Origin of the sequence: Persicobacter diffluens, from assembly GCF_036244895.1 — a bacterium.
Lineage (GTDB): Bacteria > Bacteroidota > Bacteroidia > Cytophagales > Cyclobacteriaceae > Persicobacter > Persicobacter diffluens.
In genome coordinates, this window is the sequence record NZ_BQKE01000002.1 from 33,589 (window position 1) to 59,539 (window position 25,951).

At 44.0% G+C, this 25,951-nt stretch carries 9 protein-coding genes; 8 read left to right on the forward strand and 1 reads right to left on the reverse strand.

All coding sequences use genetic code 11. The annotated features are described in order from the left end of the window. Window positions 1–240: 240 nt before the first annotated feature. From AAA970_RS15150 to AAA970_RS15160, 3 genes are all read left to right on the forward strand, one after another. The gene (locus AAA970_RS15150) at window positions 241–3,252 is read left to right on the forward strand and encodes a SusC/RagA family TonB-linked outer membrane protein (RefSeq protein ID WP_338237746.1); all 3,012 of its coding nucleotides are present in this window, start codon (window positions 241–243) and stop codon (window positions 3,250–3,252) included. A gap of 8 nt (window positions 3,253–3,260) precedes the next feature. Further along, window positions 3,261–4,772 carry a RagB/SusD family nutrient uptake outer membrane protein gene (locus AAA970_RS15155; RefSeq protein WP_338237747.1) on the forward strand — a complete coding sequence of 504 codons (1,512 nt, stop codon included), beginning with the start codon at window positions 3,261–3,263 and terminating at the stop codon, window positions 4,770–4,772. A 76-nt stretch (window positions 4,773–4,848) separates the two neighbouring features. Beyond that, window positions 4,849–6,657, forward strand: coding sequence for a hypothetical protein (locus tag AAA970_RS15160; RefSeq protein ID WP_338237748.1), 1,809 nt, complete (start codon window positions 4,849–4,851; stop codon window positions 6,655–6,657). A gap of 547 nt (window positions 6,658–7,204) precedes the next feature. Here AAA970_RS15160 and AAA970_RS15165 read toward each other — a convergent pair. After that, the gene (locus tag AAA970_RS15165; RefSeq protein ID WP_338237749.1) at window positions 7,205–8,041 is read right to left on the reverse strand and encodes a hypothetical protein; all 837 of its coding nucleotides are present in this window, start codon (window positions 8,039–8,041) and stop codon (window positions 7,205–7,207) included. 440 nt (window positions 8,042–8,481) lie between these two features. On the opposite strand from AAA970_RS15165, the gene AAA970_RS15170 reads away from it, so the two are divergent. The 5 genes from AAA970_RS15170 (at window position 8,482) to AAA970_RS15190 (ending at window position 25,584) form a co-directional block, all read left to right on the forward strand. Then, entirely contained in the window at window positions 8,482–8,973 is a 492-nt protein-coding gene (locus AAA970_RS15170) for a hypothetical protein (RefSeq protein ID WP_338237750.1), read from the forward strand. Window positions 8,974–8,980: 7 nt separating this feature from the next. After that, complete coding sequence (locus tag AAA970_RS15175) at window positions 8,981–9,217, forward strand: diacylglycerol kinase catalytic domain-containing protein (protein WP_338237751.1); 237 nt, start codon at window positions 8,981–8,983, stop codon at window positions 9,215–9,217. A 1,524-nt stretch (window positions 9,218–10,741) separates the two neighbouring features. Next, entirely contained in the window at window positions 10,742–14,809 is a 4,068-nt protein-coding gene (locus AAA970_RS15180; RefSeq protein ID WP_338237752.1) for a two-component regulator propeller domain-containing protein, read from the forward strand. Window positions 14,810–15,099: 290 nt separating this feature from the next. Continuing rightward, a complete protein-coding gene (locus AAA970_RS15185) occupies window positions 15,100–15,786 on the forward strand; it encodes a helix-turn-helix transcriptional regulator (protein ID WP_338237753.1) in 687 nt (228 codons plus the stop codon). 624 nt (window positions 15,787–16,410) lie between these two features. Next, window positions 16,411–25,584, forward strand: coding sequence for a PKD domain-containing protein (locus tag AAA970_RS15190; RefSeq protein ID WP_338237754.1), 9,174 nt, complete (start codon window positions 16,411–16,413; stop codon window positions 25,582–25,584). Window positions 25,585–25,951: the final 367 nt, after the last annotated feature.

Genomic DNA, 25,951 nt, shown 5'->3' on the forward strand with positions numbered 1-25,951 from the left:
CCGCCTTTTTGCAATTATTGAAAAATAGCACCTATAATTTTATTATTTCAAAATTGAAAAGTAAAAAGTGTGGTATGATTAAGAGGTCGGAAAAATAATGATTTTGAAAATTCATCAAAGTATCATCTTTGGGGTTGAAAGTGTAAGTTTATGCAGGTCTTGATTTCTATTTTTGTATAGTTAGAGGTTCAAAAAGGGCAATGATTTTTTAAACTCATCCACCCAATAAAATTTTAAACTATGAGTAAGAATTTTTTACTTTCATGGGTTTTTCTTTTTCTACACCTGCCATTAATGGCACAACAGAAAGAAATATCCGGAAGCATTTCTGATCCCAGTGGCATGAAGTTGCCGGGGGTGAATGTGATCATTCAGGGGACCACCAATGGGACGGTTTCAGACTTTGATGGAGCGTTTACGCTGGGCGGTGTAAGCCCGGAGGATAAACTCCTGTTTTCCTATATTGGTTATGCCAGCCAGGAAATTATAATTGGTGATACTGATTTTTTTGAAGTCGTTTTGGAAGAGGAACTGGAGCAGCTGGAGGAGGTGATTGTCGTGGGGTATGGTGCTGTCAAGAAATCTGATATGACGGGGGCCGTTAATTCTCTGAAAGCTGAAGACCTTCCGGCAAGGCCAGCGGTAAATGTGGAAGAATTATTACAGGGGCAGGCGGCTGGATTGCAAATTACCAACAGTTCGGGGCAGCCGGGTGCTGGCGTAGAAGTCCGACTCAGGGGGATTTCTTCTGCAGTGGGCGCCAATAGCCCACTAATAGTAGTCGATGGTTTTCCCTTGGGAGATGCCGGTGGGCTGAACCAAATCAACCCCGCTGATATTGCGACTTTCGACGTTCTGAAGGATGCTTCCGCTACGGCCATTTACGGTTCCCGCGGGGCAAACGGGGTGATTATGATTACCACTAAATCCGGAAAAACAGGTAAAATGTCGGTCAGCTTTAATGCGAGAACCTCGGTTTCCCAAATCGGTATGGATCCCAATATTGTTTCTGATCCGGAGGATTTTGCCATCTTTTCCAATGAGGCCAGAAGAAATGCAGGCTTAGCACAGTTTTATGTCGGGCAGTCCTTTAATGGTACATATTATCCTGCTGTGGCGGAGATTCGGGATGGTAGCTGGGGCCATTCCACTAATTGGGCTGATGTGGTTTACCGAAAAGCACTGACGCATGATTATTCTGTGTCTGCCAATGGGGGTACAGAGAAGTCTAAGTATTATTTTTCTTTAGGATATCTGGGGCAGGAAGGAATTAATATAGGAGATAAATTTTCTAAATATAATTTCAGGTTTAAATATGATGCGGAAGTCTATCGCAATCTTACTGCCGGAGCAAATGTGATTATCAACGTGACGGATCGTCAGAATAATGGCATGGGCGGTGCAGGACGTTCACCGGTTTTTCCGGTGCATGATGAGGAGGGCAATTATTTCTTCATCGGGGGGCAGGATTTCTGGCATCCACTGGTTTATGCTAATGAGGTGACGAATAATACGCAGGGTCGGGATGTTATTTCCAATTTATACCTGGAATATAAGATTACGGATGATCTGAAAATCAAAAGTCAGATGAATGCCAAGTTCGGCGCTTCCTTAACCGATATTTATGAGCCAATCGGATTGACCAGTAAAGGGTTTGAGTTTGAAGGTTATGGCGCGATCAGCAATTATTGGGATACGGATTTGCTGAATGAAACCTATATAACTTATGATAAAAGTATTAATAAGCATAGTTTCTCTGCCATGGTGGGGCAAAGTTATCAGGTGTATCATCAGCGTACCAGCTTCTTAGAAGCGCAGGGTTTTGTTAATGATAATATGGCCAATGAGGATTTGTCATCAGCTAAAAACACCCTTTCTTCCAATACCGGTATGACTACGCAGATGCTGTCCTATTACGGACGTCTGAACTATTCTTATGATAGTCGATATCTTTTGACGGCCACTTTCCGTGCGGATGGTTCCAGTCGACTGGCGAAAAAATGGAATGGTTTTTCTTCCTTTGCGGCGGGTTGGAATATTTCGAACGAGGCATTTCTGCAGGACGTTGACTTCCTGAGTGACCTGAAGCTGCGTGCCAGCTGGGGACAAGCCGGTAATCAGTCGGTAGCGCCTTATTCTGCCCAGCAAAGATATGGCAGCAGCAGATATTATAATGGAAACGATTGGTCTGTAGGCTTTGGCCCGGGGGTTTATCAGTATGATAATGAGTTTGTGTATAAGATTTGGAGTGGATTAGGTAATGGTGATTTACATTGGGAAACCACCGCTACCACCAATATTGGCCTTGATGCTTCCATCCTTGACTCCAGGGTGATGTTGACTGCCGAGTATTACCATAAAGTAACGGATGGCTTATTGCGATCGGAAAAAATTCCACCAAGTTCGGGTTATGATGAGGTGATGGTCAACAGCGGTTCCATGTTGAATAAGGGTTATGAGATCAGCATGGATGTGGCCCTGTTCACTGCAGATCGTGGAGATTTTGAATGGAATGTAAAAGGAACATTCTCCCGCAACCGGAATGAAATTCTTGATATTGGAGATGAAGATTTTGTCTGGTGGGGCGGAAATGTGGAGCAATTCCGTTCACCCCTGACGGTATTGGTGCCCGGTCAGCCTTTTGCAGCTTTCTATGGTTACCGAACCAATGGCATCATCCAAACGGTGGAAGAAGGAATGGAATCCGGATTGTCCGGAAATCTGGCAAATCCCGGAGAAATTAAATATGTGGATCTGGATGGCAATGGAACTGTTGGGCCGGAGGATCGGGAAGTAATCGGAGATCCGAATCCGGATTTTATCTATTCGATTAATTCCCGAATGAGCTATAAAAACTGGGATTTCAGCTTTTTGTTGAATGGTGTGCAAGGCAATGATGTTTTCAATACCACTAAATTTGACGGGGCTGCCCAGTATTACCGATGGACACCGGATAACCGGACGGATGATTATCCCAGCCTGTACGACGGCCGTGGATATATGGCTTCTGATTGGTGGATAGAAGATGGCTCCTTCCTGAGGGTACAGAACATTACCCTGGGTTATCGCCTGAATACACAAAATATCAATTGGTTACAGAGCTGTCGTTTCTATATGTCGGCAGATAATGTGGCCGTCTTCTCCAAATTCCAGTATGGTTATGATCCGGAAGTGGGAGCAGATGGGATGCATTGGGGAGGTTACCCTCAACCCCGTACTTTTTCTCTTGGCCTTAATCTTACCTTAAATTAGTATCGGTTATGAAGCGAATTTTTAGAAATATATTATTAGCAGTAACGTTAACATTTTCTGCGGCTTCCTGTAGCCTTCGGGAGGATCCTTATGGATTTATTTCAGAGCGTAATTTTTATGAAACTCCGCAGGATGCCCGATCTGCTCTGGTGTATGCTTATTCCATTCTATCGGATATTGAATATTATTCCCGTCATTATATTATCGCGACGGAGGTGCCTGGTGAGGCCCTGACGATTAAACCGGATGCCGGCGCGGATCAGCATGAGCTGGATCGCTTTGAGCAGCAGAGCAATAACCAGATTATTACCGATATGTGGCGATATGCTTATATCGGTATCAACCGCTGCAATTCTGTTATCGCTAATGTAAAAGATATCCCGGGTCTTGGAGAGGAAGAGGAAAAGTCCATCTTAGCAGAAGCAAAATTTCTGCGGGCTTTACACTATTTCAATTTGGTTCGCTTTTTCGGAGATGTCGTCCTCCGTACGGAGCAGGTAAGCAGCAAGGATGATACTGCCAAAGGGTTGAGCCCGATGTCTGAAGCCTATGAGCTGATTGAACAAGACTTGCTGGAAGCAGAAGCGGACCTGAGGGCAGAGCGTTCTTTCGGACGTACGAATCAGGTGGCCGTGCAGGCTTTATTGTCAAAGGTTTATTTGCATATGGCCTCTTCCGCGGATACGGGTGTGCCCGGTTATGAGTGGGCAGGGAATGCGGCAGCACTTTATCAAAAAGCGGCCGAATATGCCTCCAAAGTGGTTTTTGAGCAGTCTGTTTATGAATTTGAATATGATATTCAGGAAAGCTGGAACGTCGCCAACAGGTTTAGTGCAAAGGAGCTGATTATGGTGTCGGCTACCAGTCGGGATGGTCAGGTGGAAGGGGAGTATTCCAAATTACCGATCATGTTTACCCCATATGCGGATGGTGCGAAAGATTTAATCCTTCCTAATGGGATGATGATCCGGGGCGGTGGTTTTGAGCATTTTTTTATAGAGGATGCTTATTTTAAAGCCTTTGAAACAGCGGACAAGCGTAAGTCAGAGATGATAGTGGACACCGTAGTGATTCCTGCGGAAGGTGATGATGAAGAGGACCGCATTATGAAATATCCGGGGGATTTGCAGTCGCCATTTCCGACCAAGTTCCTGGACCCGGAACAAAGTGGAGCGCAGACCACTTGCGATACGCCTATTCTTCGTTTTACCGACATTATGTTGGTTTATGCTGAGGCGGTGGGCCCTACGGCCGATGCTTACCGACTGGTGAATATGATCCGAACCCGGGCGGGCTTAGCGGATTTGAAGCCTGGACTGGGTGTTGCAGAATTCCGGAACGAATTGATCCGTGAACGCGGATGGGAGTTGGCTTTTGAAGGACATCGGTTGTTTGATTTACGCCGGACGCACAATGTGGAAGCCGTCTTAGAAGGCGAATACGGTAAGACTGTTACCCGCGGAGCCTACTATTACGATATTCCTCAGATTGAAGTAGATACCAATCCGGAAATCAATTAAGAATTGGCAGGATGAGGGAGTTTAACTTCCTCTCCGCATAATTCATTTTTTAAAATTTTTGCTAAAAAAATGAGGTATGAAAGTTTTTAACTTATCTTATATTTTCGCGCTCTTGTTGTTATTGGGCTGTATGCCTGAAGATCCACGCGACCTGGTGAGCAATGAGCGGGCCATCGAATCTTTTTTTATTCCCGGCTATCAGGTAGGACCGGCAGAGATTGATCGAAAAACCACCCGATCCGAAGTTTATATATACCTGGTGGAGGGGATGGATCTTTCTGCGGTTAGCCCAAAGATTGAGGTCTCTCGTGGATCCACCATTATCCCGGCATCAGAGCGCCCGGTAGATTTAACTAATAAAAAAACAACCTATACGGTAACCTCTGCTTCGGGAGAGAATCGGGAGTGGACGGTATTTGCCCGAACCTTCTCCAATGCCATTGACGGAAAGTGGTTTTTGAGTAATCCGGTGCAGTTATTCTACCATATCGGAGAAGGGGAAAGCTGGGGCTGGTCCGGGCAGAAAAATCTGGAGTGGAGCATTCCGGGTTTTGAATATGCCAATGACAATAGCCTGACTTTTAAAACGCTGGGAGTAGATGAAAAAGGGAATGTTTTTGGTGAAGGTCGTTACGATGAGGGTGCAGACGGACAGTTTGAAACCTTTGAACGTGGTGATTGCGATGATAACCCTTTCGATTATGCGCCCTATTATGGCCATATGGTGCAGGGAGATTTTGAGTGGGTACATGACCTGTCGGATGATGTCATTATTTTCACTCAGGGAGATCATGTCGTACGTACTATGCCATTGGAATGGAGTGATGATAGTAAAATTGCCTTTAATCTGGCTTTTTCGCCGGAAGCCTATGACCTGGGCTGGTGTGCTGCGGTAAATGATGTGTTGGAGCTGAATTTTGGAAAGCGCTATTTCTATCCCTTTATAAAAGAAGGGGAGAATCCACCGGTTGTGGACCCTGAAGAGCCGACTATTCCGGCTACTTCACCCATTAGCTTAAATGGTGATTGGGGTATTACTGATATTGGTTTTTGGCCTAGTGCGAGTAATGATATCTGTGCTGATCTGGACAATATTCTGAAATTTTCCAACGAATCTTATGATGCTGTTTCGGGCATTTTGGCTGGTGATTTTGTTTATGATGCCGGGGAGGATGGGGTGTTGACCGATGTTTCCCAAGACGCCTGGAGGGTATTCCCGGAACGCGGTACCTTTGAGCTGAAAGTACTGGAAGACCCGGAAGATGCTACCAGCCGGAAGCATTGGGCCATGACCTTCCATGGTAATGATGGCAGTAGTTTGGAAGTGGATGGCGCCATTGAAGGAGAAGGGGCAGATGACCTCGTTTTCAAATTTAATGGAGGGAAAGATCTTTCTACCGGAAATGAGGTAGATGCTCATTGGTATAAATTCCAGCGAAATCATGTCGGTAAAAATCCTTGTAATGATGATTCCGGTTTTGGTGATTTTATCTCCGGTAATTGGGGTCGATACGGTGGTACCGCTGTTTTATCTTATTACGATGGAGATCATAAGCAGTATCCGGGTGCTGAAATTGATAATGATAATACTTACACTTTCAGTAATGTGGTAGAAGACGGGAAATATCTTCGGGGAGATATTACTGTGGACGCCGGAGCTGATGGACAGATTTTTGATGCCGGTACGCATACCCTGAGGAATGGCACCTTTACTTTTGAGGCAGATCGTCTTGGTGAGTGGGGAGAACAGTATGGATTTTTTACCTTGCATACTGCTGATGGTCAAACGGTACAGTATAAAAATACGGCAAACTGGTTCGGAGATTTCCAGATCAAGTTTGATAAAGACGGAAAGGAAATCTATTATCGAATAGGCAAACAGTAAAGACTACTTTTTATATCCAAATTCAACATTAGGGCCTTCCTCAACTTTGGGGAGGGCTTTTTTTTGTTTAATAGCCGTTGAAGGGGCAGGGATGATTTACTTTACATGATTTACGCTCCACCTCAGGTATTCCCTGAAATCTCCGATAACCCGCTTTATTTTCGCCTTCCATCGGGAAGCAGAACATCAGGATCAGCCCATCTTTTAAATGAAGTCCTACAGCCGGTATTTTGCAAAAGATATCACTTCTGTAATGCCTTGTGTATTAAGCAGTAAACGATGAATGAAAGCCCGTCGCTTACTGCTTAAAATTGGTTTGAAAAGGGCCTTATTCAGGCGTTGGACTGTTGGTGTATGACCTCAGAGAAAATGGGCAGGCATCCTTCTTTTAGCGCTTGTTTAAAACGTGCCTCCGAAACATATTTGAAATATTGGAAGTGATTTCGAAAAATTTCTCTGCAATATCGATGTTATTTTTTCAAAATAATCAGCTATCGCTGCTCCAGTATTCAAATTTTCGTTATAAGTTTTGGCTTTAGAACCCGCCTTATTGATTCCGGTAATGAAGCGTTTTGATCTGAAAGTGGTCAGCCAGTTTTTGGGCCATCCAAAAGAGAGGGAAGCAAAGGATAATTTCAATCACCGTCTCAGCAAATAAAATGGCAGGATAGTCCATTGAAGAAATACCTAAATAAAAATATTCGAACAATGTATACCCATTTATCACCACGATCATCAGGATAAAGTGACGTCTGAAAAGCTTTATGCAGGTTTGGATGGTCACGCATTTTTGTTGTGAAATGGTTTCCATGGGCACAATCACAAAACAGTAAAAAGATAGAAAGTATTGAATAGCCTCTTCGGCAATATGGAAAAAAGGAATGTATTCCAGTCCTAAAAAGCCAAAGTAGCGGATGGCTAAGCCCATGAAAATGAGTATTAGTACTCCCTGGATGAAAACTGGGCCTTGTTCGTCCGATAGTTTTTTGTCTGCCTCTGAAGGAGTAGCTGTTTCGTTGATGGAGGGGGATTTACGTTTATTATGGGTAATGGATTTAAAGATAAAATGGATACATGCCAGGGCCAGCAGGAATTTGGGGAGTATTACCAGGAGGAAAATTTCCAGAAAATGATCTTCCGGATAACTACCGCTTTGGTAAATTTGGTCAGAGCTGAAGAAAAAAGAATTCAGAGCATTGTAGGTAATGGCTATAAAATTAAAACAGTAAATATATCTGAATGCGATTTTCTTACCGAAAGCATAATCAAAAGCTTCCCTTTTTCGTTGACTCCAGAGCAATAAAATTGCCAGAGGAAGGAGGTTTTGTGTGATAAAAAACAGTCCGTCAGTGAGTTTGTGGAAAATCCCCTGTCCTATGCTCATTGTTAAGCCGTAGGAAGTGGCGAAACCAAGGAATAGTTGGGTAAGAAAAGCAAGAAGTGATAGCGTGAATAGTGCTTTCCAACTGTGTTGGGTCGAGGGCATTGTTAAAGAAGCCTGCTGCATGTTAATTCAATTTGTATTAATTTTATTTTAATATCAAAATTCTTTTTTAGGATGCGAATATAGTTTTCGTTTTATTAATAGAAAAAATATACGACTTTATATTTTTTACGGCTTCAGTACTCTGAGAAATAAACAAGAGCATTACGATAGGTTTTCCTTTTTTTTAGGCGGTTCAAGCCACCTAATAATGGGCAGATTTATTGCACAGGCGAATCACTGTCCTCCTTTCGATTGTCTCTTTATAAGCCTGTTTGAATCAGCTGTAGTATTAATTATGATACCCCGGCTTTTGAGCATATTGCTGGAACCTGAAGGGGGTGAAAGCGGATCTGGTGCTGGATGCACACTTTAAGTCCATGAAAGTAGAGGAAATTAAAGGGAAGTATAATGCCCTTCTGTTTTTAAATCAGAATAAATATTATGAAGAAACCAAGGGTACAAAAAAGAAATACTATGATCTGACCAAAGAAGGTGTCGGGATGGTTTTTCTGCATTTTACCTTGTCTTCGCAGCCCGGGTGGCAGGAGTATCATGATATTATTGGAGGGAAGTGGTTTTTAGGAAAGTATACTCCTGACAAAAGTAAGGTCTCTACCTATTTCACGGACAGAACGATGGATTTGAAGGTGGAGCCGCAGGATCATCCGGTGGCCAAAGGGGTGAATGGTAAGCTGTTGAATGATTACTGGAGTGACGGGATCATCATTTCCACCCCGACGGGTTCCACCATTTACTCCATGAGTGCGGGCGGTCCCATTGCGATTCCACAATCCCATAATATCATCATCCCCCACCATTGCACCACATAGTTTTACGGTGCGGCCCATCATTCTTACCGACGATGTGGAGCTGGAAATTACCGTGGAAAGCCGGAGTGAGAATTATATGCTGACGATTGATTCCACCTCCAATGTGCTTAATACCGCAACCAAAGTCTGGATCAAAAAGGCGGATTATAATGTGAAGGTGATTCAACGGGCTTCCTTTGATTTTTTTGAAACGCTGCGGAAGAAGTTGTTGTGGGGAGAGGATATCCGTACCTATAATCAATAGGACTTTAAACCCACTCTTAAGCCGGATAATATATCGCTGAATTTAATGATGATGGCTAATCGACTCATTCATAGTTTGTGGGTGGTGTATATTTTGGGGCTTTTAAAAAGCATCGACAACCGCTTCAATGCATTGAAAATAAGGTTCTGGCTTAGGTTAATGGAATCTTGTGGTGCATCATCCAACTTAACCCGAATTATTCATGCTTAAATTCTTGTTTAGCTGTAAGGCGGAAAAAATGAAGGAATAGTTTCCTATTTCGAGTTTTTTCCAACGAAACAGATGAATAAGGAGAAAGCAAGCTTGCCCGAATTTGGGATACTATAATTCAAAGAAATAAGTTTTAAAAGACAGGAAAAAAGTCGATTACACTTGGTTAATGAATTTAGCGGTGAATAATTCGGGTTAAACCGTACGGTGGACCGGTTCCTGTTTGCAAAGTGTAGGGATGAGGTTTATTTGGAATCAGAAAATGGAATAAGTAGCTCCTGCTGGTATTGGATTTGGTAGGTTTAGGGATAGAACCGTAATCAATTATTCGCATGCAGCAAGCATATAGAGTTGTCTTTTTAGGGGCTGTCCTTCGCTACACTCCGGCCGGGCTCGCGCTAGTCGCTCTTTGGGCGAGGGCGGAGGGGAACGAAAATTTGCCCTGCCCAAAGGAGCTTCACAATAGCTTGATCCCTCAGCCAGGCGGGCTTCCGCCCGCGTGGACATGGACATTTTTCTTTTTACAGCAGTATGGAGGAGGAGCCTTACAGGTGGTGAAATGAAGCCGAATTATCTTTCCATAAACTCTCCCTTGGCGCTTGGAGGAATGAATGTGTTTTTCCAATCTTAGTTTTAGCAAAGAAGTAGATGAATCAGGAGAAAGCAATCTTTCCCAAGTTGGGCTTATAAAAAATACAATGCAAAAGTCTGTAAATGATGAAAAGTTTATACTTTCAGCATGCTCAATTCCGGCGTTTACACGCTTTGATTTCTATCTATCCCGGTCATGAGAGCCAGTGGTCATTTGAAAGTAATTTTACCATGTGTTTAAGTAGGCTTGTCCAATAAAAGTCTATTGACTGAAAGGGTGTTAATAGGCTTTCCCCGCTACCTTTGAAAGCTCTAATTTGGGGGAAATGAATTATTCACCGCCCCAATAAATCGGAATTTGTTACAATAGCCCCCCTACAATTTTTATTTATACCGCTTTTTTTCGATCTATAGAGTGGATATTTATTAGGGTGGTTCACTTTAACCCGAATTATTCACCGCTAAATTTATTAATTAAATGCAAGAGGTTTGTTTTCAATTTATTACCATTTGTTTTCTTTGATTTATAATAGCCTAAATTTGGGTAAGCTTGCTTTCTCCTCATTCATCTGCTTCGTTGGAAAAAATTCGAAATAGGCAAATATTCCTTCATTTTTTTCCGCCTTACAGCTAAACGAGGGTTTAAGCATGAAAAATCCAGCTTAAATCATTGATTTTTTTCCAGCATATCCATACCTATTTTTTGACCCAAAATTTGACTACATGATGCGATTTTTATTCCTTTTACTTTTTATAAGCTTTGATTTTTTGTCTTTCGCCGATTCGTCGGATTTATATTTTGAGGCCGCGGCTAAACACACCAATATTTCCGGGCAGGGGATCAATGCGATGTTGGAGGATGAGGATGGCTTTTTTTGGCTGGCCACCTGGCGGGGTCTTTATCGATATGATGGCTATGAGGCGATCAATTATTCGCTTAAAATTCCTCAATTAAATAAGGCCAGAAAAGTAACCTGCCTATTGTATGATCAGGACAAAATATGGCTGGGCACCTTTGTGGAAGGCTTGTTTTGTTATCATTTAAAAACGGGGATAGTCGAACATTTTGCTCCTGAAGCATTGGTGAAAGATGTCATCACTTTGACGCTGGATCATCAGGGGAACTTATGGGTAGGTTCGGAGGCGGATGGTTTGTGTAAAATCAAGCCCAATAATGAGGTGGAAAAATTTGATCCTGGAAACACCACCGGGATGAAGGATCCTAAAATATCTCAAATAATCGAAGATCAGCACCAACGGCTTTGGGTGGCCTCCGAAAATGCGCTCTCTTTTTTTGACCAGGAGCATAAGGAGCTTGTGCAAGCATTGGAATTTGCAAAGGGAGGGTACGTGTACAGCGCTTCTTTAAGGAAAGATAATCGGGTGATTTTAGCAACCAGAGAAGGTTTGTTGGAGGTGCCTTTACCAGCGGATAGTTTACCATCTGGTCAGACTTTGGCGGCCCATCCCCTGGACTTCAAAGCTTATGAAAAGTACAATAATTTTTGTCACGCCCTGCTTTCTGAGCGGAATGAATTATGGATTGGTACGGCTAATGGATTGTTGTATCAAAACCAGGACAAAGTCATCCACTATGGTTATCAGCAAGGCTTGCATTCGGAGGTGATTCAATGTTTAATGAAAGATCGTTTTGGTAATTTGTGGCTGGGAACCGGAGAGGGTTTGTTCAAAGCCATATCCAAGAACCAACATTTGGCATTCCTGCCTTATGCTTCCGATTTTAAATCCATTAAAAATATCATTAGCGGACAGGGAGAACTGATACTGGGTTCTTTTACCAATGGACTTTTTCGGGTTCGCGAAAATGGTTCACATGAGTCCATCAATCTAAAATCAGCCAGCCCCTTTTTGGAGGATGCCAAGAGCATCATTTTTGATGTTGCTTTTGATGCCTCTCAGGCTTTGTGGGTTTCTACCAAGGGTGCTGGGGTTTTTCGACTGAGAAGAAATGCGCAGGGGGAATATGAACAAACGGATCACTTTTTTGCCAAGGGGCAGTTTTCCGAATTTCGGGACAATCATTTATTATGCATTACTTCATCCCCAGATGGGAGAGTTTATTTTGGCGCGTGGGAGGGGATTATTTACTATTTCGATCCGGTAGCGCATAAAGTAAAAGAAATGCCTATTGTTGGTGCATTTAAGAATTATCCCATCACTCAGATATTGATTGACCAAGAGGGAATTTTCTGGGTCGGAACCAGAGGCGGTGGCGTTTTCTCAATGGAAGAAAAAGGGCAACAATTTCAGGTCCTGCAGCAATTTAATGGGACAAAAGAACCGATGGACATCTATATTAATGAGATGTATGAATCCTCGAATGGGAAAATATGGGTGGGAACGGAAAATGGTTTGTTCATGATAAAAAAGGGGAAGGCTAAAAGTATTCCATTAATCCCTTTAGGGCGTCAAATCACCGAAAAGGTGATCAATGGCATTTCTGAGGACCTTCACGGCTTTCTTTGGATCACCTCCGAAAGCGCTATATTTCGCATTAATAGCAATCGAACTGAAAAGGATCATATCAATATCATAGACAGTTCGGATGGACTTAGAAATCACTATTTCTCCAATGGTATAGTATCAGGGGGGAAGCAGGGGAAGTTTTATATTTCCGGTGATATGGGGCTGGATATTTTGTCGCCCTATGATTTAAAAATAGACTACGACCTTCCGCAGCCAAAAATTACTCGTCTGATGATTAACGGGCGTGAAGTAAAGGCGCCAATAGAAGGCTCAGGGGAAAAACTGATCAATTATCGCTCGTCTCTGGAATTGTCCAATGAAGATCGTACCTTCTCTTTTGAATTTTCCGCCCTGCAATTAGAGAAACCTGATAAGTGTCTTTATGCCTATCAATTGGAGGGTTATGATGCTGACTGGATATTCTCCAACGCTTTGAATCGAAGAGCACAATACACCAATGTGCCGGCTGGCCGATATGTTTTTAAGCTAAAGGCGGCTAATCCCGATGGTGTTTGGAATGATGAGGCGAGCCGGTTGGAGATCATCATTTACCCTCCTTTTTGGCGATCTGACTGGGCCTATGGTATTTACTTGTTATTATTGCTTTCGTCCTTAGTCGGATTATATTTTTATTATCGCTCCAAGCATTTAGATGCCCTAAGAAAAGTAGAACAGCGAAAAGAGGGAGAAATCAATACGATGAGGTTGAATTTTTTCGCTAATATTTCGCATGAATTCAGAACACCTCTAACCTTAATTTTGGGTCCCTTGGCGAAGTTAGTTCAGGAGCATCCCGGTGGCCAGTATGGTGATTTGTATGGGATGATGTACCGAAATGCCAATCGACTATTACTTTTAGTGAATCGATTACTGGATTTTCAAAAAGCAGAAAATAGTGAGTTGAAATTACAGGTGCAACACTCCGATTTGTCTGTTACGGTAAGGAATCTTGCGGAATTATTTAAATTTCAGGCCACGCATCAAAAGGTGAATTATGAAATATATATTGCCGAGGATCTGCCGGATGCGCTTTGGTTTTCTCCCGATTTTATCGAGGGCATATTGTTTAATTTATTGTCGAATGCTTTTAAATACACGCCTTCCGGGCAGACTATTCGGCTAAAATTAAGTAAGGAAATTCATCCTTCCCATAAGGGAGGGGAATGGATTCAGATTAAAGTCGCCGATACGGGCTCTGGTATTTCAGAAGAACATTTGCCGAGGATTTTTGAGCAATATTATACGGCTGCCCGAGCGGGAGGCAATAGTGTCGGGATCGGATTAAGTTTCACCAGGAAATTGGTGGAATTGCATAAGGGCATGATTGAAGTCAGCTCTCAGGTAGGGGTTGGGACTGAATTTCGTGTTTACCTTCCGCTGGAAGATGTTTATAAGCGTGCGGAAAAAGCTCATCATCCGAGCCGGCCACATTTACCAAAAATTGATTTGCCTATGCCCGAGGAGTTAATGCTGGAGGGAAATGACCAGAAGCCGGTGGTTTTGATCGTAGATGACCATGCAGATGTTTTGTCCTATTTAAAAGAAATGCTGAGCCCCTATTTCCAGCCTCTAACGGCCATGAATGGGCGAGAAGCCCTGCTGTTGGCTCAGGAGCAAATTCCCGATATCATTATTTCCGATGTGATGATGCCAGAGATGAACGGTTTTGAGTTTTGCAAGGAATTGAAAACACATCCCAATACTGACCATATTCCGCTAATACTGGTAACAGCACTGAATAGTGAAAGGGATAGGATAGAAGGGCTGAAGGCCGGGGCAGATTCATTTATCCCCAAACCCCTGAATACCGAACATTTATTGGTGAGAATTGATCAGTTGCTTAAGCGGCAAAAGAAGCTGCAGGAAAAACATATTGGCAGGGGAAGGGCCTATGATGCGTCAGGCAATCACCAAGACAACTCCCATGGCTCGGAAGTAGATAATTTTGATGAAATTTCCGAAGTAGTGAAAAAGTCCCCCTTACTGGAGAAGGCGGATAGGATTATCCTGGAGCAGATGGATGATCCGGATTTTGGAGTAGACAAATTTTGCGAAGCCCTGGCAATTTCTCGCATGCAATTATACCGTAAACTAAAGGCCATTACAGGCATGAGTGCCAATGCCTATATCCGTAAGGTCAGGATGCGGCGTGCGGCTGAATTATTAGAGGAGGGGGAGTTGAATATAAAGCAGGTGACTTATGATGTAGGCTTTACAGACCTGAAATATTTCAGGAAGTGTTTCAAGGAAGAGTTTGGCGTTAATCCTTCTGAATTTTCGGGGGATAAAGTCTCTAATAGTTAAGCCGAATGAGGCCTACTTAAATGCTCGTTTAGCTGCAAGGTGGTAAAAGGGTGAATGGTACTATATTGAACTTTTTTTAAGGAAGCTAGGAAGAGAGGGGTGGGCTGGCTTCTCATAATTTGGGCTATTCAATTATCATGAAAATACTTATTCAATGGAAAGGATTCTCTTGCTTCAAATTGCTTAAAATGGCAGTGAAGAATTCATGTTATGAGTTGTTGATAGGTTAGTGAAAGAAAGAGAAGAGACAGAAAAAGAGATATCAATCTTGATGCTATAGAAAAATGAAGATGTTAATAATACTTTTTTTTATTTTATGCTTTCGATTTGATCTCTATCATTCCTTTGATAAGGTTGAGATTTCGAATTTAGCCTCTACGGTCTCAGAGGTTTTGTGCCACCCTGAGGCGGTTGAAATACAAAATGATGATCTTTTTAGAGTATCCTTCACTGATTGGGAGTATGGTGATGTCTTTATCATTGTTTTTGCTGCCTTATTATATGTTTTTTTAAAACACATAATTTCATTTTTTGGTTGTCATAGTTTTAAAATATGTAAATGCCCTCTTAGTCCTGATGTGGAGAAGTTAGAAGGTTTCAAAGTTAATAGATGTGGTCCTGCGGAAGCAATGAACTCTGTAAAGGTTAAGGAACTTAAGCGTAAGGATGAGTTTCTGATACAGGTGGAAAAAATTATCGTAGCAAATATCTCAAATCCTAATTTTGGCGTTAACGATATCACCAAAGATATGGGGATTAGCAGAAGTGTTTTTTATAGAAGAATAAAGAAACATACTGATCGTTCGGTGGTGGAGATCATCCATGGTATTCGTTTAGAAAAGGCCGCAATATTGCTAAAGACCACCGGCATGCAGGTGGCTGACATTGCTTCTCATACAGGTTTTAATGATACCAGTTATTTTATCAAACTTTTTAAATCTCATTTTGGAACCACACCAGGGGAGTATAGAGGGTAATATGATTTTAACCCGAGTTATTCGCCTTCAGATTCAGTTAGGTGTTATAACCCAAATTATTCGCTGATAAATTTATCGGTCCTCCTGATGTGGCTTTCTTTTAGTTTGTGGAATTATAATTGACCCTAATTGGGGAGCGCCTGCTTCTCCTCGTTCATTCATTGGCTTACTTGAAAAACTCGAAAGAGGAAACAATTCCGTCGTTTATTCCCCCTGCCATTAAAAAGCATATTAACATCCCTGATTTGGGTTAGGTGCGTTTCTAAAAGCCAAAATTCGCAACGAAATTTTGAAGTATAGCAGAAGTGATACCGGGTTATTTTGAGAGCGTCGCATCCCTATTGTTAAGAAAATATCTAAAATCGTTTCCAATAATTCGAATTAGCGGCCGGATGGTGTGGTTTTATACCGACTCTTAAGAATTTAGCTGATCAAGTAGGGGGTTATATCTACCCACCCTCGGTTTATATTACAGCTATTTTTTAAATATATATACATCCATCCCCCTAAATTAATAAAGGGACTTTTTTACCACTCTGCTGATACAATTTTTTTACTCCTCATAATACCTGAATACTATATTGAAATGTATTTCAAAATTTTTATAAAATATAACCTATTTTTATGATGAGAAAAGTATTGTTCAAGCGATTAATTTTCGCGTTTTTTTTAATGCTTTGTGCCTATGATACTTTTGGGCAACAAGCAGCCCACCTGCCCGAAGGATTTGTATATCCCAGCGGCAGGACTTTTAGAATTAGTGACGGGGCCGGAGGGGGAAACCCTTACTATTTCTCAGGCACTAATAATTATTATCTGATGTACAAGCCCATGAATATGGTGGAGGATGTACTCAATGATATGCTTTATTTGGGTCAAAAGGCCGTCCGAATGTGGATTTTCATGGATGGGCGTTCTCATGATGGCTATGTATTACAGCCAGAGGCGGGCGTCTATGACGAAGCCTCAATGCAACATATCGATGAAATTATGGTCGCTTTGCAACAGCGAGGACTCAAGGCGGTGCCGGTGTTCATTAACTATTGGAGTGATTTTGGAGGTATGGCGCAATATGCCAATTGGGCCGGGACTTCCACCACTAACTTCTATTCTGATCCTACTTGTAAGCAATTATTCAAGGATTATATGAGCATGTGGGCCAACCGGGTCAATACCATTACCGGTGTGGCCTATAAGGATGACCCTACCATTCTTTCCTGGCAGCTGACCAATGAGGCCCGGGCGACCTCTCAAAATCTTCCGGATATGTTGGCATGGGTGCGGGAAATGAGTGATTATTTACGTACTCAGGATGCCAATCATATGATTACCCTGGGAGACGAGGGTTTAATGAACCTGGCTTATGATGACGTGTCGGCGATTAATGGCACTTTAACGGATTATCAGATCAACACCAATTGGCCTTATACTGGCTCCTATGGCGACTGGGAAACCGTGATTCAAATGCCTAACATTTCTTATGGGACGATTCATAATTATGCTACAGACAACTGGGGGTATGATTTGGACTGGGGGATCGCCTGGACACGCTACCATATCGATATCGCTAATAAATATAATGTCCCTTGCGTAATGGAAGAATATGATAAGGCCTATAAGGGAAATTGGGATACGCAGGCGGATCAGGAACGAGCGGTGGTTTTGGAAGCCTATCAACAAATCATTCGGGATTATGATATGGCAGGTGATATGTCCTGGATGCTGGTGGGCAGGAATTATTTTGATCCGGTGGAGCCTGGTTATACCCTGGATAATACCGCACCGGTGGATCAAATTTGGTTGTATCGTGTGAAATGGCCTGGTGATGGACATCAGTATTCTCGATATGATCCCTATACCGGACCGGCGCTGAAGAATCATTGTACTTTAATGAATCAAAAAAGTGGCAATACCGGTCCGCTCAAACCTATCGCTAATGCAGGTGAAGATTTGGTTGTCATCGATACTGACGGAGACGGTAGTGAAAGTTTGAGTCTGGATGCTTCAAAAAGCTTTGATCCGGATGGTACGATTGTTTCTTATTCATGGACGCTGGAAAATGAGGTGATCGGAACGGGAGCAACTCCCTTGGTTACGCTCCCCGTGGGCAACCATATTATCACCCTCAGCCTGACGGATAATGAAGGGCAGGTAGGTACGGATATTCTGGCCGTTAATGTACTTAAAGGAGGATCCCGAATTTTTGAAGCAGAGGCTGCAAGCCTGACAGGTAATACCAGCGTCAGTGCAGATGCTACGGCGAATGGTGGATCACTGGTGAAAATGTCTTCTGCGGCAGCGACCATTGCTTTTGATATTGACAATGTCCCCGCCACCTCAGCAAATTATCCGGTGACCATTTTTTTCCGTTCCTGGGAGGCAAATTCCTCCAACGGCACGCGGAACAACTGGGTGATCTCCAGTGCAGATGGAAAAAAGCATGATGTTGCTTTTGCACCATCAGATAATTGGACGAGTATTCAGCTGAATCTTCCCTTAAATGCAGGGAGTAATACGATTACCATAGAGGCGAATTGGGGCTATATGGAGTTTGATTATATTGCAGTTGAGGGCATATTGGGAGATGGTACAGCAGCCAATCAATTGCCGATTGCAAACGCCGGGGAGGATCAGGTAGTCAATGATACGGATGAAATTGGAAGTGTTGCCGTTACTTTGGATGGCTCGGGCAGCCATGACCCGGATGGCAGTATCACGGAATACTTATGGGTAGAGGATGGAATAGTGATTGGAACCACCGTTAACCCCACAGTAGAATTAGCAGTGGGCTCGCATACCATTATTTTAACGGTAACTGATAATCGGGGTGGTACGGCAGCAGATCAGGTAGAAATAACGGTCAACTCCGGGGCGACCGCCAACCAACCGCCGGTGGCCGTAGCCGGATCTGATCAGACCGTTGTAGATTTTGATAATGACGGCATGGCGACCGTTACGCTGGATGCTTCTTCCAGTATAGATACTGATGGGTCCATTAGTGCTTTCAGTTGGAAACTTAATGATGTGGAAATTGCTACCGGGCCTACTGCTTCGGTGGAACTGCCATTGGGCATACACCTGATCCAGCTGACCATCACCGATGATCAGGGCGCCAAAGCGACGGATCAGGTAGAAATTACGGTGGTGGAAAATAGCGGGCAGCCTTTGGCAAGCTTAATTGAGAGCTTTGAATCCTATGGCACCGATGCCGCGCTGGCAAGTAAATGGTCCAGTCAGAATACAGGATACCTGAGTGTTTCCCTGTCTGAGGAACATGTGACAGCGGGAACTCAAAGCATGAGGATGGACTACAATATCGACCAACCTATAGGGGTGATCAACTGGAATATTCATGAAAATTTTGATGATGATTTCAATGGTAAAGATGGTCTTGCTTTCAGTTTTGTGGGTGACAATTCCGGTAGAACGCTCAAAATCGATATCAAAGAACAGTCTGGGGAACATTGGGAAGCTTCCACCCTGATCCGCGGTAAGGAGGAGGTATTCTTCCCTTTTGCTGATTTTGTGCAAGCGGCAGGAAGTTCAGGTGATGGGACTTTTGAAGCTCATAACATGGTCAATATGGCCTTTTATGTCAGCGGTGAAGCCGGAAGTGGGACACTTTATATAGATAACATTCGGGCAGACGTGGGCGCATTTGTTAATAGCCTCCCGGTGGTTAAACTCGGTGGGGATAAAACCGTCAGAGACCCCGATGGAAATGGCTCCGAATTAGTGACCCTGGATGCTTCCGCCAGTTATGATCCTGACGGGACAATTGTGTCCTATGCCTGGACAGATGAAGCGGGAGTGGAGTTAGCCAATACTGCTATCGCTACTATTGAGCTTGCTTCAGGAGTTCATCAAATTACCCTGACCCTTACCGATAATGAAGGCGCAATGGCCTTTGAGAATTTGACGGTTACTGTTTTGGCTCCCGGGGAAACATTGGGTGGATTCAAAGTGGCAGGAACTCAAATTATTGACGCCTACGGTAATCCATTCGTCATGAGAGGGGTTAATGTAGCGCATGCCTGGTACCGCCCAAGAACCCATCAATCCTTAATTGATATTGCCGCTACAGGTGCCAATGCAGTCAGAATTGTCCTGACTACCGGGGACCAATGGGCAAGAGTGGATGGCAATGAAGTAGCCGATATCATCAAAGCATGTAAAAATCTATCCATGGTTCCGATCCTTGAAGTGCATGATGCCACCGGTTGGAATGAAAAAGAGGGAGCAGCCAACCCAGACCTGATGTTGGATTATTGGTTGAGCGCGGATATCCGCGAGGCCATTGATGGTCAGGAGGAATATGTGATCATCAATATCGCCAACGAGCCCATGGGCAATAGTAAAACCAATGAGTGGGAACCCTGGCACATTAATGCCATCAACACCTTAAGAACCGCCGGTATTCAACATGCGCTGATGATTGACGCACCCAATTGGGGGCAAGACTGGTCCTCGACTATGGCTTCAGCAGCCCAGACCATTTTCGATAGTGACCCTGATAAAAATGTGATCTTCAGTGTACATATGTATGAAGTCTATGAAAGTGCGACTACCGTACAAAACTATCTGCAGGAATTTGTGAATATGAACCTTCCTTTGGTGGTTGGAGAGTTTGCTGATACTCATGGGCCATCGGCGCAGGTGGCGGAGGACGCCATCATGCAATATTGTGAAGAAATGGGCTATGGTTATTTGGGTTGGTCGTGGTCCGGTAACGGATCTCCGCTTGAAGAACTTGATATCGTAGAGGGTTTCTCCACCAATTTAACGGTATGGGGTGATAAGTTGATCAATGGAGTAAATGGCATTACGGCCACCTCTGTGACAGCTTCCATTTTCGAGGATTTCAACCCTATTCCTATAGCAAATGCAGGAAAAAACCAATCTTTAGTGGATTTTGACGATGATGGATTTGAATTAGTTGCCTTAGATGGAAGTCTGAGTACGGACGATAAAGAAATAGTATCCTATATCTGGACCTCAGGTGCTTTCTCTGCTGAAGGCGCAATAGCAACGATGGAATTGCCGGTGGGAACCCACATCGTCACATTGACGGCTATGGATGCGGAAGGTGCGTCAGGGACAGATGAAGTGACCATTGTCATTAATGCGCCAACTGATAGGTTTAATGCCGCATTGAATAAACCTGCGACCGCCTCCTCAACAGATGGCTTTGCCGGGGAAGCATATGCCGCGGTAGATGGAAACATGAGCACTCGTTGGGCGAGTGAATGGGCCAACAATCAATGGCTGATGGTCGATCTTAAAGCCGTATTTGAAATCGATCAGGTAGTAGTGGAATGGGAAGGAGCTTATGCGAAAAATTACAGTATTGAAATGTCGGAGGATGGTACCGACTGGACCAGCCTGTTTGCCACCGCCGAGGGAGATGGTGGGACGGATGTTATTTCGTTAAATGGCACAGGACGCTTTATCAGATTGAATTGTGAGCAAAGAGGAACCGGTTGGGGGAATTCCGTTTGGGAATTTGAAGCCTATGGAACCATTGTCAACCCGGGAGGTAACTTTGCACCAATTGCAGATGCTGGAGATAATATCCGCATAATTGATCAGGATGAGGACGGCTTCGAGCAAGTCACTTTGGATGGAAGTAATAGCAAAGATCCCGACGGTGATATCGTCTCTTACCTTTGGACCAATGCGAATGGTGAGGAAATCGCCAATGAAGCATTAGCGACAATAGATTTGCCTATCGGGATTCATGAAATTACCCTAACGGTCACAGATAATGAAGGCACGACCTCCACTGCGAAAATCACAGTAACGATCAGTGCCCCCGGGCAACCGGTCAACGGCTTCTATGTAGAGGGTAAGCAATTACTGGATGCTAACGGAAACCCATTCGTGATGAAGGGAATCAATGTACCCCATGCCTGGTTTGCTTCCCGTACCGAACAATCCCTTATTGATATTGCAGCAACCGGAGCCAATGCCGTTCGGGTGGTATTGACAACAGGTGACCGATGGACAAGAGTGAATGGGGAAGTCGTGGCCGACATTATTGAACAGTGTAAAAATAATGCCCTGATCACAATTTTGGAGGTACATGATGCCACCGGTTGGGATGAACAAAACGGTTCGGTGAATCCGGATTTAATGCTGGATTACTGGCTGAGTCCGGATATTCGCGCCGCCATCGAAGGACAGGAAGCCTACGTGATTGTGAATATTGCCAATGAACCTTTTGGAAATACAAAAACCAATGAGTGGGAAGGCTGGCACGCAAATGCGATCAGTACTTTGAGAAATGCAGGTATTAAGCATTCCTTAATGATTGACGCTCCAAATTGGGGGCAGGACTGGAGTGGCACCATGCCACCTGCCGCAGAAGGTTTGTTTAACAGTGATCCGGAGCAAAACATTATTTTCAGTGTACACATGTACGAGTCCTATGGTAATCCCAATGCAGTGCAAAATTACTTGCAACAATTTGTGGAGATGAATTTACCTTTGGTCGTAGGAGAATTTGCCGATACCCATGGTGGTTCCGGAGATGTGGCCGAGCAAGCCATTTTGGAATATACCGATCAATTGGGTTATGGATTTTTAGCATGGTCATGGTCGGGCAACGGGCAGGGCCTCGGAGCGCTTGACATTGTTGAAAACTTCTCGACTACTTTAACCGTCTGGGGAGAAAAACTCATCAATGGCACCTATGGTATTGCTGCCACGGCCGTCTCTGCTACTGTATTTGAGGGCTATAATCCGGCACCTACAGCCCGGGCGGGAGGTAATCAATCCGTTGTGGATTTGGACGAGGATGGTGTCGAACTCATTAGCCTTGATGGGTCAGGAAGTTTTGATGATGGTGCCATTATTTCCTATGACTGGAGTTTAAATGGGATCTCCATTGCAAGTGGAGTATCACCAATGGTTGAACTCCCCGTAGGTACGCACGAAATCATGCTTACGGTTACCGATGACTTGGGGGCGACGGGTATGGATCAGGTAACGATAACGGTTAATGCTGCCGATGGCAGATTCAATGCGGCATTGAATAAACCCGCGCTTGCATCGTCTACCGATGGATTTGCTGGTGACGCCAATGCAGCCGTGGATGGAGATATGAGTTCGCGATGGTCAAGTGAAGCCATAGATCCTCAATGGTTGGAAGTAGATTTAATCGATACTTTTGTGATTGATGAGGTAAACATCCATTGGGAAGCTGCCTACAGTCGTGCCTATGATATTCAGATGTCGGAAGATGGTGAAAACTGGGAAACTTTGTACACTACGTATAGTGGAACAGGTGGCGTAGAAACCATTGCTGTCGTAGGTACAGGACGTTATATCAGAATTTTCTGTAACCAGCGGGGCACGCAGTGGGGCAACTCAATATGGGAATTTGAGGCCTATGGAAGAATTTTTGACCCAAGTAAAAATGAAGCTCCAACGGCCAATGCAGGGGAAGATTTCGCCATTACCGACTATGACAATAACGGTTATGAAACGGTCAGTTTGAATGGCTCGGCAAGTGAGGATCCGGATGGAGCCATAATGGCCTATAGCTGGACAGATGCCTCCGGAGAGGAAATTGCTACGGGTATTTCTGCCGCTATTGATCTTGAAGTGGGGACACACATTATTGGTTTAACAGTTACAGATAATATCGGTGCTGTTTCTACCATGGATTATGTTTCCATTACCGTATTGCCGGCTAATGGCCTGGAAAATATTGCCTTGTTAAAGCCTGCCACGGCCTCTTCAGTAGATGGCTACGCCGGTGATGGCGACGCGGCAGTGGATGGCAACCCCGGCTCACGCTGGTCAAGTGAATACTCAGATCCGCAGTGGCTTGAGGTAGACCTGGAAGCCAACTATAATATCTCTGGGGTGGTCATTTCATGGGAAGCGGCCTACAGTTCCGATTATCAAATTCAGGTATCCTCGGATGCGGTCAATTGGACGACTATTTACGTCGTGACGAATGCAGGAGGAGGAAAAGAGAACCTCGGACTAACCGGATCAGGAAGATACATCAGATTGTACAGCACTGCTCGTGGAACAGACTGGGGAGTGTCCATTTGGGAATTTGAGGTCTATGGTACTTTGAATACCGGCCCCAATCAACCCCCTGTTGCTAATGCTGGAGCGGACCAAAGTCTGGAAGCAAATTTTGACACTGGCATGGCTTCTGTTAACCTGAATGGTGCGGCAAGTACGGATGATCAGGGGATAGCAACTTATGTATGGACCCTGGAGGGTACCGAAATCGGATTGGGGGTTTCTCCAACGGTGGGCCTATCTGTCGGAACGCACATCATCACGCTTACGGTAACGGATGCTCAGGGATTAACCGCCTCAGACGACTTGACAGTGGAAGTAACGCCATACCTTAATAAAGCTCCAATCGCCCATGCAGGTACAGATCAAGTCATCATGGATGCGGATGATGATGGCATCGAAAGCGTATTGCTCGACGGATCCTTAAGCTCGGATGCGGAAGGCATCGCTTCCTATGAATGGACTTTGGGAGGAACGACGATAGCCATGGGAGTTTCCCCGATAGTGGGATTAGAAGTCGGCGTCCATGTGATCAGTTTGACGGTGACGGATACGGATGGAGTAACTGCTTCAGATGAAGTGATGATAGAGGTGAAGCCTTATGTGAATACGGCTCCGGTTGCTCATGCAGGTGCAGATCAGACCATTATGGATGCGGATGATGATGGCATCGAAAGCGTATTGCTCGACGGATCCCTAAGCTCGGATGCGGAAGGCATCGCTTCCTATGAATGGACTTTGGGAGGAACGACGATAGCCATGGGAGTTTCCCCGATAGTGGAATTAGAAGTCGGCGTCCATGTGATCAGTTTGACGGTGACGGATACGGATGGAGTAACTGCTTCAGATGAAGTGATGATAGAGGTGAAGCCTTATGTGAATACGGCTCCGGTTGCTCATGCAGGTGCAGATCAGACCATTATGGATACGGATGATGATGGCATCGAAAGCGTATTGCTCGACGGATCCCTAAGCTCGGATGCGGAAGGCATCGCTTCCTATGAATGGACTCTGGGAGGAACGACGATAGCCATGGGAGTTTCCCCGACAGTGGAATTAGAAGTCGGCGTCCATGTGATCAGTTTGTTGGTGACGGATACGGATGGAGTAACTGCCTCAGATGAAGTAACCATTACGGTAGAGCAATTTGTGGAAAATCCGTTTAACAGATTGGAAGCAGAAGATGCCGCTTTGTCCATTGTATCGGTGGAGGCTGATCCAACGGCAAGTGAAGGCAAATACGTTTATATGCAGGGCAGTGGATCTATTAGCTGGACCATAGAGGCCTCGGAGGCAGGTAATCAAATGGTATATATGGGGTACAGGTTAATCAATGGGGATAAGTCCCAGCACCTGACCGTCAATGGTACCTATATCCGCGGAGAACTGTTTTCCGGACCTATCGATACCTGGTTAGAAAAAGCGGTAGAGGTCAATTTGGTGGCAGGGACTAATACCATTGCTTTCAGCGCCTCATGGGGATATATGCATTTTGATTATATATCACTACAGGAGGGTAACTTTAGGAAAGCGGCTAATTTCGATGCCTCTTTTGACTATTCGGTTTATCCAAATCCAGCATCCCGCCAATTGTGGATTGAGGGCGCAGATTCTGCCACCCTCTACAAAATTATGGATGTAAACGGAACCATCCTGCAAGAAGGAAAAGGTCCGGGAGTGGATTTAACCAAACTAGGTAGTGGCATTTATTTTATAAATATTGATAATGCCGTAACCAAAAAAATCGTTAAGCAATAGTTTAATGTTGGTGGTTAAAAACGCTTAATTTCGCCAGTAATGGGGTTTTCTCCAGGTTGGGGTAGAGCGAAAAAAAGTCACCAATATATATAATGTTGAGCTCACTAATAAAATCCCCTACAACTGTTGTCGTAGGGGATTTTTTATCCTGGATTATTCATGCTACAATCCTCGTTGAGCTGCAAGGCTGGAAAAAAGAAGGGATTTTTCTTTTTTCATGTTTTTCCAACCTATCCGGCTGCAAATTCGAATTATTGGAAGCGATTTTGGATAATTGCTCAACAATAGCGGAGCTATTCTCTCAAAATGATTGAGCATCACTTCTGCAATAATCAAATTTTCCCTGCGAATTTTGGTTTTTAAACAC